The following is a 15,172-nucleotide window of genomic DNA, read 5'->3' on the forward strand; positions in this document are numbered from 1 at the left end:
ACCGGATTTCAGCCGGACGATGCCGGGCGCTTGCGGCCACACGAATTGGGAAAGGCCCCCGCCCCTCGCCGTTGCCGCCATGCTAGGTTAAATTACCATTTGGCAACAAGGCGGTGCAGGACATCAAAACTGCAACTTTAGTCTAGACGTTCAAATTCCTGCCTTGTTTCAGGGACTTCGCGCCCTGCTCCGGAGATCGATCTGTGAACAACATCCGCTCCACCCTCGCGACCGTCTGGCGCATCGCGATCCCGTATTTTCGCTCCGAGGACAAATGGATGGCGCGCGGCCTGCTCGCCGCGGTGATCGTTATCGAGCTGGCAGTGGTCGGCCTCAATGTGCTGTTCAACCGCTGGAACAACGTATTCTACAATGCGCTGCAGGAGCGCAACCTCGACGTCTTCACCTATCAGCTCGGCTACTTCTCAGTCCTGGCGGCGATCTTCATCGCGCTGAGGGTCTATCAACTCTACCTCAATCAGTGGCTGCAGATCCGCTGGCGGCGCTGGATGACCGAGCGCTATCTCGGCGGCTGGTTGTCCCACGCCAATCACTACCGCATGCAGCTGCAGGGCGATGCCGCCGACAACCCGGACCAGCGCATCGCGGAAGACACCCAGCTATTCGTCGACCGTACCCTGACCCTCGGCGTCGGCTTGCTGAGCTCGGTGGTCACGCTGGCGTCGTTCGTCATCATCCTGTGGGGCTTGTCCGACGCGGCTCCGCTGCATCTGTTCGGCCGCGACATTCCGATTCCGGGTTACCTGGTGTGGGCGGCGCTGATCTATGCGGTGCTCGGCACGGTGCTGACGCATCTGATCGGCTCGCCGCTGATGGGCCTGAACTTCCAGCAGCAGCAGTTTGAGGCCGACTTCCGCTTCAACCTGGTGCGCGCGCGTGAAAATGCCGAACAGATCGCGCTGCTGCAAGGCGAGCCGGCCGAGCGCTTGCGGCTTTCGACCCGGTTCCAGCGTGTGGTCGGCAACTGGCTGGCCATCATGAGCCGCACTAAAAAGCTCACCGCCTTTACCGCCAGCTATTCGCAGGCCGCGGTGATCTTTCCCTACATCATGGTGGCGCCGGCCTACTTCGCAAAGAAAATGGAGCTCGGCGGCATGATGCAGACCGCCTCGGCGTTCGGCAGCGTGCAGGACGCTCTGTCGTTCTTCATCACCGCCTATCGCACGCTGGCGGAATGGCAGGCCGGCGTAGCCCGTCTCGACGGCTTCGAGGCAGCGATCGCCAGCGCCGAGACGCTGACGACGAAGGCCGATGTCATCCACGTCGCCCCCGCCACCAGCGCCGCCATCGACCTCCAGCATCTCGCGGTCAGCCTGCCGAACGGCACCCCGCTGGTCACGGCCGATGGCTTCAGCTTCCGCGGCGGCGAGCGCACGCTGTTCACCGGTCCCTCCGGTGCCGGCAAGTCGACTCTGTTCCGCGCCATCGCCGGGATCTGGCCGTTCGGTACCGGGCGGATTGCAATCCCCGCCGGCGCCACGCTGATGATGCTGCCGCAGCGGCCGTATTTCCCCGTAGGCTCGTTGCAGGACGCCATCGCCTACCCCGCCGAGACCTCGGCGTTCGGCGCGCCGCGGATCGCGGAAGCGGTCACCGCGGTCGGCCTGCCGGCGCTCGCCGGCCGGCTCGACGAAGACGCGCACTGGAACCGGATGCTGTCGCTCGGCGAGCAGCAGCGCCTCGGCGTGGCGCGCGCGCTGCTGCACCGGCCGGACTACCTGTTCCTCGACGAGGCCACCGCGTCGCTCGACGAGCCTTCGGAAGCCACGCTGTACAAGCTCATCGAAACCAGGATGCCCGCCACCACCATCGTCTCGATCGGCCACCGCAGCACGCTGCGGGCGTTCCACCAGCGCAACGTGACCCTGGTGAAATCGGGCAGCGGCTACGAACTGCAGGAGAGTGAGGCGAGGCCGGTGTGAACACATCTCCCTCCGCCGTCATTGCGAGGAGCCCTTGCGACGAAGCAATCCAGTCTTGCTTTGTGGCCTTCTGGATTGCCGCGTCGCTTCGCTCCTCGCAATGACGGGGAGAGGATAGAGCTCCTCGCAATGACGCCGTCGTGAGGCCGTTCATTCCTAAATCGCTACAACCACTCCCGTGGCCACGATCGTTGCGCCACCCAGCGGTGCCAGATCAGCGCAAACGCGGTGAGCAGCAGCGCGCCGGCCAGCACCGGCGCGATCAGGAAGGTCCAGGGCAGGTTGTTGGCAACCACCAGCAGCGGGTTGATGCCGGCCGGCGGGTGGAACGTGCCGGTGACATACATCGCCAACACCGCCAGTCCGACGGCCATCGCCGCGGCCCAGCCGTGCGGCCCGGCCAGTTTCAGCACCAACAGCCCGACCAGCGTCGAGACGATGTGACCGCCGACCAGCGCGCGCGGCTGCGCTGCATCAGCTTCCGGCGATCCGATCACCAGCACGATGGATGTCGCAAAGGGAATGATGGCGAGGGAGTAGTGCGCAATCGCAGAGAACCATTCCATCGCGCCGATGGCGAGCGCGGCGCCCACTCCGGCGACGGCCCCGGCCAGCGCGTTGCGGTGGTTGTTGCGGCGGATCGCCGTGGCCGCCGCCGCAAGCCAGTCCCGTCTCATCCAAGTTCATCCCAAAGAAAAGGGGCGGCAGATTGCTCTGCCGCCCCTGGTCTGGATCGAAGGACTTACTTCAGGTTGGTCATCGCGGTCAGGTCGGCCGACAGCTTGACGATGCCGGTCGCGCCGCACCAGCTCGAGCCAGCGCCACCCGGGTTGATCGCGGTGACGTTGTTGGTGCCCGAAGCCGTGAAGTCAGAGGTGAAGGCGTTGCAATCACCCTTGGACAGGTTGGTGTCGGAGTAACGCAGGTCCAGTGTGAAGACCTTGTAGGTGAAGCCGATGCCGATGTTCCAGGTGTTGTAGTCGGCATACTTGATGCCGCGGGGGAACTGGGCGGTACCGTAGAACGCATCCGAAGTACCGAGCCACTGGCGACCGAACTCACCCGAGACGTAGGAGCCGATGCCGGTCGAACCGAACCAGGTCGACGGCGCGATCGCCTTGCCGGTGACCGAAGCATAGGTGCCGTCAGCGCCGGTGTTCAGGAAGTTCGGCGAGTAGTAGGCGTTGCCACCGAGGGAGAAGTTGTCGTTGAAGGTGTAGTTCACCTTGGCGTAGCCTTCGTAGAACGAGACGTCCTTCTTCATGACGTTGAAGGCGGGACCGGCAACGTTCGAGCCAGCCGGGCAAACCGCGGCCGGAACGGTGTCGATGCACTGGCCACCCGGATAGCCGTAGTACCAGAAGCCGAAGTCGAAGGCGGCTGCGCCCCAGGTCGGGCGGATACCGAAGTAGCCGTCGAGCTCCATGGCAGCGCGGTTGGTGAAGGAGATGCTCTCACCGGCGACACCGGCGTACAGCTGGACGTCCTTGGTGATGTTGTAGCGCGGCTCGAAGTAGGCTGCGACCGAGCCCTTCTGGCCGTTCGACTGGGTGATGCCGCGGAACACGTAATTGCTCATGATCGCGCTGCCGAAGGCGATGTCCCAGGGATCGAAGGCCACGATCGGCGGGGCCTTCTTGTACATCTTGGCGGCCATATCGGCGGCTGAAGCGGAGCTCACACCGATTGCGAGCATCGCTGCGACCGTAACAATTACTTTCTTCATGACGTTCCCCATCTGAACCAGTGCAGTATCTTGTCCGAAAGACGGCGATACTGCGAAACCCTGAACCTGTCGCAACTCTGGGGCGCAAAGGTTCACTGGTGAAGGGAAAAAAACGAGCAAGTGCCGACTTTTTGGGCGTTTTTACCGTTCTGCGACAGGTTGTCTGGGGGTGTTGCATAACCACAACATTTTTGGAGGGATTCCAGAGCGAAAATACCGCTGAGAGGAAAATTCTGTCAGCTAAACCTCAGGGTGCGGGGTTACCGTTCGATAATTTACAGCCGCTGAGCCGGGTATCGGTCGCAAATCCCTCGAATCGACCCCACGCGCGACACGACCGCACCGAATCGCCAGGCAAAACACTTTCAACAAGCGAAAGGCCGCAGCGACGAGCGCTGCGGCCTGGGTCTGTACCGTCCACCCGTGGCGGAGGTGTCGAACTTTACATCGGCTCGTCGTGATCCGGGGAACCGGCATGGGAGGATTCGATCGGATCCGATTCGCCGGTGGAGTGTCCTTCGACCGGTTCTGGATCGGGCTCGGGGGCGGATGACACCGGCGCTGTAGGGGCTTCCGCCGCCTTCGGCTTGGGCGCGCGCGGCTTGCGCGGCTTCGGCGGCAGCTTGGCGGGCGGGAGCGATTCGGAGACCACCGGGGCCGACGTGCTCGACATCAGTTCGGCGGGAACGCTCACCGGCTTCTTGGCGGGAGCCTTCTTGGCGGATTTTTTCGGAGCCGCCTTCTTGGGCGCAGCCTTCTTGGCCGGAACCTTTACCGCCTTCTTGGCGGCCTTCTTCGGCGCAGCCTTTTTGGTAGCTTTCTTGGCGGCTTTCTTGGCGGACTTCTTGACGGCTTTCTTGGCCGTCTTCTTTGCGGTCTTCTTGGCGGCTTTCTTCACAGCCTTCTTGGCGGTCTTCTTAGCTGCTTTCTTCGGTGCCTTTTTGGCAGCCTTCTTGACGGACTTCTTGGACGACTTCTTCGCGGCCTTCGCCGCCGTCAGAAGCTTCTTTTTGTTTTTCTTGTCCTTCTTGTCTTTTTTATCTTTTTTGCCTTTAGCCATCGTGATCCTCCTGCTGGCGCCGATCGAGCGATCAGGCGTTCAAGTTATCCGCGTCGGCGCGGCGGCTGTTGTCGATCAGTTCAGTCCTGGCCGAGGACCGCCTGTCGCCCAATCGAGAAGCTCAATCGTGTGGACGACCGGGACGGACGTCCCTCCGGCGATCTGAACCATGCAGCCGATGTTGCCGGCAGCGATGATATCCGGCTTGACCATGGCGATGTTGGCGACCTTGCGATCACGCAATCGGCGCGCAAGATCAGGCTGGAGAATGTTGTACGTTCCCGCCGAACCGCAACACAAATGGCTCTCCGGTATATCTTTCACCACGAATCCACTCTTGGAAAGCAATTCTTTGGGCGCTTGCGTGATTTTCTGGCCGTGCTGCAGCGAACACGCCGAGTGATAGGCCACGACAAGATTGCTTTGAGCCTGCGCTGCAGGGAGATTCATGGCGCTGACGTATTCGGTGATATCTTTCGCGAGCGCTGACACTTTCGCCGCGGGAGCGGCGAATTCCGGGTCCTCGCGCAGCATGAAGCCATAGTCCTTGATCACCGTGCCGCAGCCCGACGCCGTCACCAGGATGGCGTCGAGGCCGCCGCGATCGGCCTCGCCGAGCCAGGCGCCGATATTGCCGCGCGCCCGCGCTAGGGCATCCTGGTCGCGGCCGAGATGATGGGTCAGCGCACCGCAGCATTGCTCGTCGCGCACCAGCACCACCTCGACGCCGTGCCGGGTCAGCAGCCGGATCGCGGCCTCATTGATGCGCGGCGCCAGCACTTGCTGGGCACAGCCCTGCAGCAACGCCACCCGGCCACGCCGCGGGCCGATCGCCGGGAACACGCTGCCACCCGCGGGCCCAGGCGCCGGCAGCGCGCTCGGCGCCAGCATCAGCATCGCCTTCAGCCGGCTCAGCAGGTTCGGATTGGGCTGCTGGCGTGTCGATGGCAGCAGCGCCGCCAGCGGCCGGGCCAGCCGCGCCAGTTGCATGCTGAGACGGAACAGCCCCGGCCGCGGCAGCACCAGGGCCAGCACCGAACGCAGCGCCCGCTCGGTAAACGGCCGCGTGTAGTCGCTTTCGATCTTGACCCGGGCCTGATCCACCAGGTGCATGTAGTTCACCCCCGACGGGCACGTGGTCATGCAGGCCAGGCACGACAGGCAGCGGTCGATATGCTTGACCACTTCCTGGGTCGGCTTCGCGTCCTTCTCCAGCATCTCCTTGATCAGGTAGATGCGGCCGCGCGGGCTATCGAGTTCGTCGCCGAGCAGCACATAGGTCGGGCAGGTCGCGGTGCAGAAGCCGCAATGCACGCAGGCGCGCAGGATCTTGTCGGCCTCGGCGATATCGGGATTGGCGAGCTGGGTCAGCGTAAAGTCGGTTTTCATGCGATAGGTCCGCGCGACATCCGGCCGCGATTGAGAATGTTGCGGGGATCGAAACTGTTGCGTACCCGCTCGCCGAGCGCGGCGAGGCCCGGGGCCTGCGGATGGAACACGTCCACCCCACGCCGCACCGCCTCGGGCGCGCGGACCAGCGTGGCGTGGCCGCCGGCGGCGTTGACCAGCTTACGCAGCTGCGCGGCCTGGGCATCGGCCGATGGCGGCAGCGCCGCCCAGATCAGCCCGCCGCCCCAATCGTAGATCACCTCACCCTGCGAGCCTTTTGCCAAGCCCTGCCCGAGCGCGCCGCCCGAGGCCGGCGGGCAGACGATGCGCCACACCGGCCACAGCGCCCGCGGTCCATCGGCGGCGAACGGCACCACGTCGCGGATATCCGCCCACAAAGCGGCCGATGCGCCGTCCTCGACGATCTCCGCCGCACCATAGGCGGACAGCACCGTCGCCAGCGACGTCGCGCGATGCTTCGCCGACACCGTAATGCCCTCGAGCCGCAGCAGCGTGACGGACTCATCGGCCGCCGCTATCTCGCCGAGCGGACCCTGGGTCGTACGCAACGCCGAGCCGGGCAGATGCGCCGCGCCGGAGACGTCGAACGGCGATCCCAGCGCCGCGGTCATCGCCTTGTTGGCCTTGATATCGTCGAGCCCGCGCAGCAGCAGCGTGCGCTCGCTCTCGGCATGCGGCATCACCTTCAGCGTCACCTCGGTCATGACCGCCAGCGTGCCCCACGATCCCGCCAGCAGCTTGCAGAGGTCGTAGCCGGTGACGTTCTTCACCACCTTGCCGCCGGCCTTGAAGCTGTCGCCGAAGCCGGACACCGCATGCGCGCCGAGCAGATGGTCGCGCGCGCCGCCGGCCTGGATGCGGCGCGGCCCGGCCAGCCCCGCCGCGATCATGCCGCCGATGGTGCCTATATCGGGCGTGCCGAGCAGACGCGATGTGTTCATGGGCTCGAAGGAGAACTGCTGGTTTTTGGAATCAATCAGCGACAGCACATCGGCGACGGGCGCGCCGGCTTGCACGGTGAGGATCAGCTCGCTGGGCTCATAGGCGGTGATGGCGTTCAGCGCCGAGAGATCGAGCACCGCGTTGGTGGCGACCGGCTGCCCCACCATGCGCTTCGAGCCATGGCCGACAATCTCCAGCGGCTGTTCGCTGGCGATGGCCGCACGCACCGCGGCTTCGACGTCGAGCGCGTCGCGTACTTTCAGGATGTCCACGATTGCCCCACGGCAAGTTTGAATTGTTTTTCCCCTCCCCCCTTGCGGGGGAGGGTGGCGCGAAGCGCCGGGAGGGGGGTGAGCCACAGACGCTGTCGCTCGTGGCTACCCCCCTCCCCGGCCCTCCCCCGCAAGGGGGGAGGGGGCATATCGGCCGGTGCTTCGCTGCTATCCCTGACTATCAAATTCATCATCAAAATCTTGGCAATTCCGGAAACGCCAATTTCCCGCCATGCACATGCACGCGTCCCAGCTCCGCGCAGCGGTGCAGCGTCGGAAACACCTTGCCGGGATTGAGCAGCCCCTGCGCGTCGAACGCGCATTTCAGCCGCTGCTGCTGGTTGAGGTCGATCTCGCTGAACATCTCCGGCATCAGGTCGCGCTTCTCGATGCCGACGCCGTGTTCGCCGGTGAGCACGCCGCCGACCTCGACGCACAGCCGCAGGATGTCGGCGCCGAAATCCTCGGCGCGCTGCAGCTCGCCGGGCTTGTTGGCGTCGTACAGGATCAGCGGATGCAGATTGCCGTCGCCAGCGTGAAACACGTTGGCGACGCCGAGCCCGTATTTCGCCGACATCTCCTTCATGCGGCGCAACACCAGCGGCAAGGCGGCGCGCGGAATGGTGCCGTCCATGCACAGGTAGTCCGGCGAGATCCGGCCCACCGCGGGGAATGCCGCCTTGCGGCCGGACCAGAACAGCAGCCGTTCGCTCTCCGAGGTCGATATCTGGCAGGTGGTCGAGCCGCAGCCCAGCGCGATCGCCTCGACGCGCGTGATCAACTCATCGACCTCGACGCCGGGGCCGTCGAGTTCGATGATCAGCAGCGCTTCGACATCCAGCGGATAGCCGGCATGGACGAAGGCTTCGGCGGCGTGGATTGCGGGCTTGTCCATCATCTCCATGCCGCCGGGAATGATGCCGGCGCCGATGATGTCGGCGACGCATTTGCCAGCCTCTTCCACTTCGGCAAAACCGATCATCAGCGCGCGCGCCGTCTCCGGTTTCTGCAGGATGCGCACGGTGACCTCGGTGATGACGCCGAGCAGCCCTTCGGAGCCGGTGATGATGCCCATCAGATCATAGCCCGACGGCTCCGCCGCCTTGCCGCCGACCTTGATGATCTCGCCGGACATCAGCACGATCTCGCAACCGAGCAGGTTGTTGGTGGTCATGCCGTATTTCAGGCAGTGCACGCCACCGGAATTCTCCGCGACATTGCCGCCGATCGAGCAGGCGATCTGCGACGACGGGTCCGGCGCGTAATAGAAGCCGGCATGCGCCACCGCCTGGCTGAGCGCGAGGTTGGTGACCCCGGGCTCGGTGACCACGGCGCGGTTGTCGAAATCAATTTCGCGGATGCGCTTGAATTTGCCCAGGCCCAGCAGCACCGCGTCCGCCAGCGGCAGTGCGCCGCCGGACAACGAGGTGCCGGAGCCCCTTGGCACCACCTTGATGCCGTTGTCGAAACAGTAGCGCAGCACTTTGGAAACCTGTTCCGTGGTGTCCGGCAGCACCACCACCATCGGCGGTTGCCGATAGGCCATCAGCCCGTCGGACTCGTAGGGCAGCATCTCGGCGGCGCTGGAGATCACGCCCTCGCCCGGCACGATCGCCCGCAGCGCAGCAACGATCGTGTCGCGGCGCGCAAGCACGGCCTGATCGGCGGCTGGCATCATGATGGTCATGTCGTCAACTCCCGCGAGGGCCGTCCTTGTCGCGGACGAGATCTGTTATTGCGGAATCAAGCACGTCTGGGCGGGTTTGGGTAGCTCACCAAAGCATGATGGGACTGCGGCTGTTCCCGCCGTTGCTGCGCTTGTGCCGCAATGGTCCCGCATGCAACAAACGGCATTGGAAAGCTAACAACAAAAGAGCCATCCATGATGAAGATCACCCTCCCCGCGTTGCTCATCGTCGCCGTGTCCGTCGCCACGTCATCCCTGGCGCTCGCCCAGGACGTCGCCGCCGGCAAGTCTTCCTTCAACAAGTGCCTGGCGTGCCATTCGATCGGCGAAGGCGCCAAGAACAAGGTCGGCCCGGTACTGAACGGCCTCAACGGCCGCAAGTCGGGAACCGTGGAAGGCTACGCCTATTCCGACGCCAACAAGAACTCGGGCATCACCTGGGACGAAGCGCAGTTCAAGGACTACATCAAGGATCCGAAGCTGAAGATCCCCGGCACCAAGATGGCATTCGCAGGGATCAAGAAGGAAACCGAGGTCAACGACCTCTGGGCGTTCATTTCGCAGTTCGACAAGGACGGCAAGATCGTCGCGAAGTAAGACCAACTATCCTGCGCGACGGCAGCCATGTTTTGTCCCCTCCCCCTTGCGGGGGAGGGTGGCGCGAAGCGCCGGGAGAGGGGTAAGCCACAGGCGACGTCGCCCCGGGCACCCCTCTCCCTGACCCTCCCCCGCAAGGGGGGAGGGGACACTGCTGACATCGCCCGGACTACAAAAAGTACCTAAGCCCCCACCGCCATCCGGGTCGGCAGCACCGCCTGCACCACAAGGCCGCGGGCGCGGGCGTCCATCACGCCGACCGCGCGCAACGCCAGCAGCGTCACGGTCTGCACCGCGTCGCGCAATTTGGCCTGGTCGTCGAGATTGTCCGGCGCCATCGGCCCGACCAATGCTTCATGCAAGGCGCCGAGCAGCGCCGCCGCGGCCAGCGCGGTGTCCTGCGCCGGCAGATGCCCGGCGCGGATCGCGGCGCTGATCCGCAGTTCGATTTCGCCGGCGATCTCGCGGCGGCTGGCGAGCCGCGACTCGGTCACATCGACCTCAACCGGCTCGGCCAATATTCCCCACGACAACTTTCGGTGCGACACCACATGCACCGCCACCGTGGTCACCGCCGCGGCCAGCGCCGAGGACGGACCCGGCGCGGCATCCGCGGCGCGGCGGATCGCGGCGAGTTCGTCGCGCGAGACATCGGCGATCAACTCGGAAATCAGGTCGGCCTTGGATGGAAAGTAGCGATACACCGTGCCGGCGGCGACATTGGCGCGGATCGCCACCGGGGCAATCTGCACCGCGGCCATGCCGCCATTGGCGCACGTCTCGCGCGCCGCTGCCAGAATGGCGCTGCGCCGCGCCGCAAGGCGCTTCACGACCTGGGTGGTCCGACGATAAACCATGCGCGTTTCTCATCCCCGGCGCCCTGTGTCAGCCAGACGGCCGAACGAAGAAGACGCGCGACTTCAAGGTTTTGAGTGAGGTTTGCGATTACTCACTGATAAGAACTGAACACTAGTTCAGAGAAGTTGACAAGGTATTTCGCGCACCGCCCGATACGACTTTCGAACCGGCCCCTATCCGCCAAATCCGGCCGCCCGGGCCGCCGCGGCGACCGCCATTCCGGTGATCACGGCGATGAAATCGTTGCGACGAATAATGGTCACGGCCATGGCCGCGAGGATGGCGAACATCACCACCGCGCCGCCGTTCACCGCCACCGGCAGCGCCGCGGCCACGATGATCGAGCCGGGCAACGCATCGAGCATGCGGCGTACCCGCGGCGTCACGTTGACGTAGCCCATCAGCCAGTAGCCGCCGAGCCGCGAGGCCACGGTGACCGCGGTCATGACCGCGAAGGCGATCATCACATCGCTGCGCAAGAACTCGTTCATGCCGCCACCTCTGCAGGCGCAGGCGGCACCGGCTCGTCCATCAGCCCGGCCGAGATCGCGCCCGACAGCGCGCCGGCAATGATGAACCACCAGCCCGGCAGAGCGTAGTGCACCAGCAACGCCACCACACCGGACACCACCCAGGGAATCGCGCGGCGCGGGCCCTTCCACGCCGGCACCAGCATCGCCGCATAGAACGCCGGCATCACCAGATCGACGCCGTATTTCCTGGGATCGGTGAGTTGCTCGGCGAGCAGGAAGCCAGGGATGGCGGAGAACAGCCAGACGAAATACAGCACGATGCCGCCGCCGACATAGAATGAGGCGTCGGCGCCGCCATGGTCGCGGTAGCGCATCGCCGCCAGCCAGCCGCCGTCGGTGACCAGCAGCATCGCCGGATAGGCCTGCCACGGCGGCAGCGTGCCGAACCACGGCCGCAGCGTCGCGCTCATCAGCATGAAGCGGATGTTGACCGTGAGGGTGAGCAGCGCCAGCGTCGCGATCGACGACGGCGTCAGATGGTCGGGCCACGACTGCACGGCAACAAACTGCGACAGCCCGCCATAGACGGTGGCCATCATCACCTGGACCTCGGCCAGCGAAAAATGCTTCTGCGCACACAGCGCGCCAAAGGCCATGCCGAACGCCAGCGTGCCCGGCAGCATCGGCCCGATGGCCACGATGCCCGGGAGGATGGCCTGACGCGACCAGTAGGCCGGCGTCTTGTTGATTTTCGTATGGGGCATGAAGCATCCGCGCGTGGACGTCATGCGTGCAAGCAGACCTCGATCAGGTCAAGCCGTCCGGACTCATAGTCGCTATGCGCTGGCGCAGCGTAGCGTTTACGCCGCGCGGAAATTGGCGCGGTACTGGCTCGGCGTCAGCCCAAGCCGCCGCACGAACACCTGGCGCATGTGCTCGGCGGTACTGAACCCGCATTCGAAGGCCACCACCTTGAGCGGCAGGTCGCCGCCCTCAAGCCGGTTGCGCGCCGCATCGATCCGGGCGCCCTCGACGAAATCGGCAGGGGTCATCCGCGTCTCCTCCTTGAAGCTGCGCGCGAAGGTGCGCGGGCTCATCCCCGCTACGTCGGCCAGCACCTCGACGTGATGGTCTTCCCGGAGATGCGCGATCACATGGGCATGGACGCGGGCGATCGGTGAGTCCGGTTCGGGCTGCGGCACCAGATAGGGACTGAACTGCGACTGGCCGCCCTGGCGTTGCGCCACCACCACCAGCCGCTTGGCGACGGCCAGCGCCACGTCCGGCCCGTGATCCTCCTGCACCAGCGCCAGCCCGAGATCGATCCCGGCGGTGACGCCGGCCGAGGTCACCAGCGCGCCGTCGCGGCTGTAGATGCGATCGAACTCGACGCGGGCCCGGGGAAACCGCTTTGCCAACAGCGGCGCATTCTGCCAATGCGTCGTCACGGTCTTGTCGTCGATCAGCCCGGCATGGCCGAGCGCGAAGGCGCCGGTACAGACCGAGCCGTAGCGCGGACAGCGCGGCGCCATGTCGGCGAGCCAGCCGGTCAGCGCCGGATCGGCGTCGGCCGCCGGGAGCCCGGGACCGCCGGCGACTAGCAGCAGGTCATAGGATTTCTGCGCTTTGTCGAACGAGACGTCAGCGGAGATTTGAAGACCGTTGGAGGCGCGCAGCGGCGCCCGGTCGGCCGCGACCAACGTCAGTTCGTAGCCGCTGCCCGGCGCGACAAATCCATTGGCCTCCATGAACACGTCGAGAGGTCCCGCAACATCCAGCGACTGGACACCCGGAAAGATCGCAAGCGCTACGGTTTTCATGATGAGGACAACTCAACAACCGGGGAAAGACAGCGGTCAGGCAAATTCGCCACTCCGGACAGAAGGCGACGATCCGGCAGAAAACCACGGGCGAATGGCGGTTTTGCGGGGAGCGGTTCGATTGCTGCGAGGCAGAAGCGGGACCACACAGGACGCATCGATAATCCCTTCTATTTTCAGGAGCGTCCCATGAGCAAGATCATCGCCGGCATCGCCGTCCCCGACAGCCAGCTCGCCCGAGAGGTCGATCAGTTGGTGCGCGATACCGAGACCGAGCTGTTGTATCACCATTCCAACCGCGTGTTCCTGTTCGGCGCGCTGGCCGGACAGCGCAAGGGCCTCGAGGTGGATTCCGAACTGCTCTATGTCGGCGCCATGTTCCACGACATGGGCCTACAAGCGCCCTATGCCAGCCAGGATGAGCGCTTCGAGGTAGATGGCGCCAATGCGGCGGCGGATTTCTTGCGCAGCCGCCATCTCGACGAACGCGACATCGACGATGTCTGGGATTCGATCGCGCTTCACACCACGCCCGGTATTCCGAAGCACAAGCGGCCGGTGGTGGCGCTGGTCACCGCTGGCGTCGAGATGGATGTGCTGGGGCTCGATTTCGATGCTTTCAGCGCCGTGCAGCGCCACGAGGTCTGCGCCTGCCATCCGCGCGGCCACGACTTCAAGAACGGCATTATCGATGCTTTCGCCAAGGGCACCATCGACAAGCCCGACACCACTTTCGGCAACGTCAAGGCCGACGTGCTCGAACTGCGCGACCCCCGCTACAAGCGCGGCAACTTTTGCAGCGTGATCTTGGGTTCAAAGTGGGAGGAATAATTAGCGCTGTCGTTCCGGGGCTGGAGCAGCTTTAGCTGCGAGTGAACCCGGAACCTCGATATGGTGATCCACAGCTCTGAGTTCCGGGTCTGCACTCCAGCTCACTTCGCCGTCTGAAGTGCGGACCCTGCCACGCAACCGCAACTATATCGCACTGCAGCGGGACTTTTTCCCGACGCTCCCGCTAAAGTTTCCCGACACCGCGACGGTATTTCTGTTTGCGAAAGCGCACCACCTCCCGCAGTCTTCGAGCAACGCGCGCAGAGACGCGAGAAGACATCGGGGGGAACGATGGGCATTCGATTTTTATCGACGGCGGCGAAGCGCTCGCTGCTGGTTTCGGCGGCGGCCATCGCGTGCGGAGCAGCAGGCGCATCGGCGCAGGAGCGGCTGCCGGAAATCCAGGTGATCTCCAACACGCCGATGCAGGGCCCCGGCGTCGATCGCGACAAGATCCCGTCGCTGACCTCGACGGTCACCGCCGAAGACTTCCAGCGCAGTTATTCGCAGAACATCACCGACACCCTGTTCCAGCGCGTGCCCGGCGTGTCGCTGTCGGATCCCAACGGCAACGGCGCGCAGCAGGAAATCCGCTACCGCGGCTTCGCCGCGTCGCCGCTGCAGGGCACGCCGCAGGGCATCGCCGTCTACATGAACGGCATCCGCCTCAATGAATCCTTCGGCGACACCGTGAACTGGGACCTGATCCCGACCAACGCGATCTCGCGCGCCGACATCTTCACCAACAACCCGGTGTTCGGCCTCAACGCACTCGGCGGCGCCATCAGCCTGCAGACCAAGAACGGGTTCACCTACAAGGGCCTCGAGGTCGAGGGCCAGGGCGGTTCCTACGGCCGCGGCCAGGGCGGGCTGCAATACGGCGCCGAGATGGGCAACTGGGGCATCTACATCGCGGCGCAAGGCCAGACCGACAACGGCTGGCGGCAGGCCTCGCCGGCGAAACTTGGCCGCTTCTACGGCGACATCGGCTATCGCGACGACCGCGCTGAATTCCATCTCTATGGCGCCGTGGCCAACACCTCGTTCGGGGTCGCGGCGGCCACGCCGGTGCAGTTGCTGGCGCGCGACTGGAGCTCGATCTACACCACGCCGCAGACGACCGACAACAAGATGGCGCTGGTCGGCGTCAACGGCAAATACGCCGTCACCGACACCTGGTCGCTGCAGGGCAACCTGTACGGCCGGTTCTTCAGGCAGGACCATGTCGATGGCAATGACGGCAACGTCGAGCGCTGCAGCGCCTCGTCATCCTTCGCCAACCGGCTCTGCCTGGAGGACGACGGCTTCCCGCGCCCTGTGCCGTTCACCGGCGCCGCGGCGCTGGCGTTCCGCAACCAGTTCGCCATCCTCGACCAGAACAACCAGCCGATCCCCTGCCCGCCCGGCTCCGGCAACACCTGCTCGCCGGTGCCCTATGGCACCATCGATCGCACCAGCACCAATTCGAATACCTACGGCGGATCGCTGCAGGCCACCAATGACGACAGGATCTTCGGCCACGGCAACCACTTCGTGGTCGGCGGCAGCATCGA

General features: G+C 64.9%; 14 protein-coding genes. 4 read left to right on the plus strand and 10 right to left on the minus strand.

Annotated elements, in window-relative coordinates:
• Positions 1 to 203 precede the first annotated feature (203 nt).
• Positions 204 to 1,943 carry an ABC transporter ATP-binding protein/permease gene (locus JWR89_RS00855; RefSeq protein ID WP_299710528.1) on the plus strand — a complete coding sequence of 580 codons (1,740 nt, stop codon included), beginning with the start codon at positions 204 to 206 and terminating at the stop codon, positions 1,941 to 1,943.
• Positions 1,944 to 2,107: 164 nt separating this feature from the next.
• Here the strand turns inward: JWR89_RS00855 and JWR89_RS00860 are convergent, their stop codons facing one another.
• From JWR89_RS00860 to JWR89_RS00885, 6 genes are all read right to left on the minus strand, one after another.
• Positions 2,108 to 2,620, minus strand: a complete 513-nt coding sequence (locus JWR89_RS00860) for an HPP family protein (RefSeq protein ID WP_299710531.1) — start codon at positions 2,618 to 2,620, stop codon at positions 2,108 to 2,110.
• A gap of 65 nt (positions 2,621 to 2,685) precedes the next feature.
• On the minus strand, positions 2,686 to 3,669 hold the full coding sequence (locus JWR89_RS00865; RefSeq protein ID WP_299710533.1) for a TorF family putative porin: 984 nt from the start codon (positions 3,667 to 3,669) through the stop codon (positions 2,686 to 2,688).
• 442 nt (positions 3,670 to 4,111) lie between these two features.
• Positions 4,112 to 4,729, minus strand: coding sequence for a hypothetical protein (locus JWR89_RS00870; protein ID WP_299710536.1), 618 nt, complete (start codon positions 4,727 to 4,729; stop codon positions 4,112 to 4,114).
• A 75-nt stretch (positions 4,730 to 4,804) separates the two neighbouring features.
• On the minus strand, positions 4,805 to 6,118 hold the full coding sequence (gene glcF / locus JWR89_RS00875; RefSeq protein ID WP_299710538.1) for a glycolate oxidase subunit GlcF: 1,314 nt from the start codon (positions 6,116 to 6,118) through the stop codon (positions 4,805 to 4,807).
• Positions 6,115 to 7,353, minus strand: a complete 1,239-nt coding sequence (locus JWR89_RS00880) for an FAD-binding protein (protein WP_299710541.1) — start codon at positions 7,351 to 7,353, stop codon at positions 6,115 to 6,117. The genes glcF and JWR89_RS00880 overlap by 4 nt, the downstream gene beginning before the upstream one ends.
• A 193-nt stretch (positions 7,354 to 7,546) precedes the next feature.
• Positions 7,547 to 9,040 carry an FAD-linked oxidase C-terminal domain-containing protein gene (locus tag JWR89_RS00885; protein ID WP_299710543.1) on the minus strand — a complete coding sequence of 498 codons (1,494 nt, stop codon included), beginning with the start codon at positions 9,038 to 9,040 and terminating at the stop codon, positions 7,547 to 7,549.
• Between the two features lie 195 nt (positions 9,041 to 9,235).
• On the opposite strand from JWR89_RS00885, the gene cycA reads away from it, so the two are divergent.
• Positions 9,236 to 9,637, plus strand: a complete 402-nt coding sequence (cycA, locus tag JWR89_RS00890; protein ID WP_299710546.1) for a cytochrome c-550 CycA — start codon at positions 9,236 to 9,238, stop codon at positions 9,635 to 9,637.
• Positions 9,638 to 9,819: 182 nt separating this feature from the next.
• Here cycA and JWR89_RS00895 read toward each other — a convergent pair whose 3' ends face one another.
• The 4 genes from JWR89_RS00895 to JWR89_RS00910 form a co-directional block, all read right to left on the minus strand.
• A complete protein-coding gene (locus tag JWR89_RS00895) occupies positions 9,820 to 10,494 on the minus strand; it encodes a TetR/AcrR family transcriptional regulator (RefSeq protein ID WP_299710548.1) in 675 nt (224 codons plus the stop codon).
• Positions 10,495 to 10,668: 174 nt separating this feature from the next.
• A complete protein-coding gene (locus JWR89_RS00900; protein ID WP_299710551.1) occupies positions 10,669 to 10,986 on the minus strand; it encodes an AzlD domain-containing protein in 318 nt (105 codons plus the stop codon).
• Complete coding sequence (locus JWR89_RS00905; RefSeq protein WP_299710552.1) at positions 10,983 to 11,732, minus strand: AzlC family ABC transporter permease; 750 nt, start codon at positions 11,730 to 11,732, stop codon at positions 10,983 to 10,985. The genes JWR89_RS00900 and JWR89_RS00905 overlap by 4 nt, the downstream gene beginning before the upstream one ends.
• Before the next feature lie 96 nt (positions 11,733 to 11,828).
• Positions 11,829 to 12,788, minus strand: coding sequence for a GlxA family transcriptional regulator (locus tag JWR89_RS00910; RefSeq protein ID WP_299710555.1), 960 nt, complete (start codon positions 12,786 to 12,788; stop codon positions 11,829 to 11,831).
• A gap of 189 nt (positions 12,789 to 12,977) precedes the next feature.
• Between JWR89_RS00910 and JWR89_RS00915 the strand changes: the two genes are divergently transcribed.
• Both JWR89_RS00915 and JWR89_RS00920 read left to right on the plus strand, forming a co-directional pair.
• Positions 12,978 to 13,619, plus strand: coding sequence for an HD domain-containing protein (locus tag JWR89_RS00915; protein WP_299710558.1), 642 nt, complete (start codon positions 12,978 to 12,980; stop codon positions 13,617 to 13,619).
• Positions 13,620 to 13,910: 291 nt separating this feature from the next.
• On the plus strand, positions 13,911 to 15,172 hold a 1,262-nt coding region (locus tag JWR89_RS00920; protein ID WP_299710561.1), incomplete at its 3' end, for a Plug domain-containing protein.

The organism is Tardiphaga sp., from assembly GCF_028290785.1.
Lineage (GTDB): Bacteria > Pseudomonadota > Alphaproteobacteria > Rhizobiales > Xanthobacteraceae > Tardiphaga.

Excerpts from the sequence above, each read along its gene's own strand:
- JWR89_RS00915 (WP_299710558.1), top strand. The coding sequence starts at position 12,978 with ATGAGCAAGATCATCGCCGGCATCGCCGTCCCCGACAGCCAGCTCGCC.
- cycA (WP_299710546.1), top strand. The coding sequence starts at position 9,236 with ATGATGAAGATCACCCTCCCCGCGTTGCTCATCGTCGCCGTGTCCGTC.
- glcF (WP_299710538.1), bottom strand. The coding sequence starts at position 6,118 with ATGAAAACCGACTTTACGCTGACCCAGCTCGCCAATCCCGATATCGCC.
- JWR89_RS00905 (WP_299710552.1), bottom strand. The coding sequence starts at position 11,732 with ATGCCCCATACGAAAATCAACAAGACGCCGGCCTACTGGTCGCGTCAG.
- JWR89_RS00865 (WP_299710533.1), bottom strand. The coding sequence starts at position 3,669 with ATGAAGAAAGTAATTGTTACGGTCGCAGCGATGCTCGCAATCGGTGTG.
- JWR89_RS00910 (WP_299710555.1), bottom strand. The coding sequence starts at position 12,788 with ATGAAAACCGTAGCGCTTGCGATCTTTCCGGGTGTCCAGTCGCTGGAT.
- JWR89_RS00860 (WP_299710531.1), bottom strand. The coding sequence starts at position 2,620 with ATGAGACGGGACTGGCTTGCGGCGGCGGCCACGGCGATCCGCCGCAAC.
- JWR89_RS00900 (WP_299710551.1), bottom strand. The coding sequence starts at position 10,986 with ATGAACGAGTTCTTGCGCAGCGATGTGATGATCGCCTTCGCGGTCATG.
- JWR89_RS00885 (WP_299710543.1), bottom strand. The coding sequence starts at position 9,040 with ATGACCATCATGATGCCAGCCGCCGATCAGGCCGTGCTTGCGCGCCGC.
- JWR89_RS00895 (WP_299710548.1), bottom strand. The coding sequence starts at position 10,494 with ATGGTTTATCGTCGGACCACCCAGGTCGTGAAGCGCCTTGCGGCGCGG.
- JWR89_RS00870 (WP_299710536.1), bottom strand. The coding sequence starts at position 4,729 with ATGGCTAAAGGCAAAAAAGATAAAAAAGACAAGAAGGACAAGAAAAAC.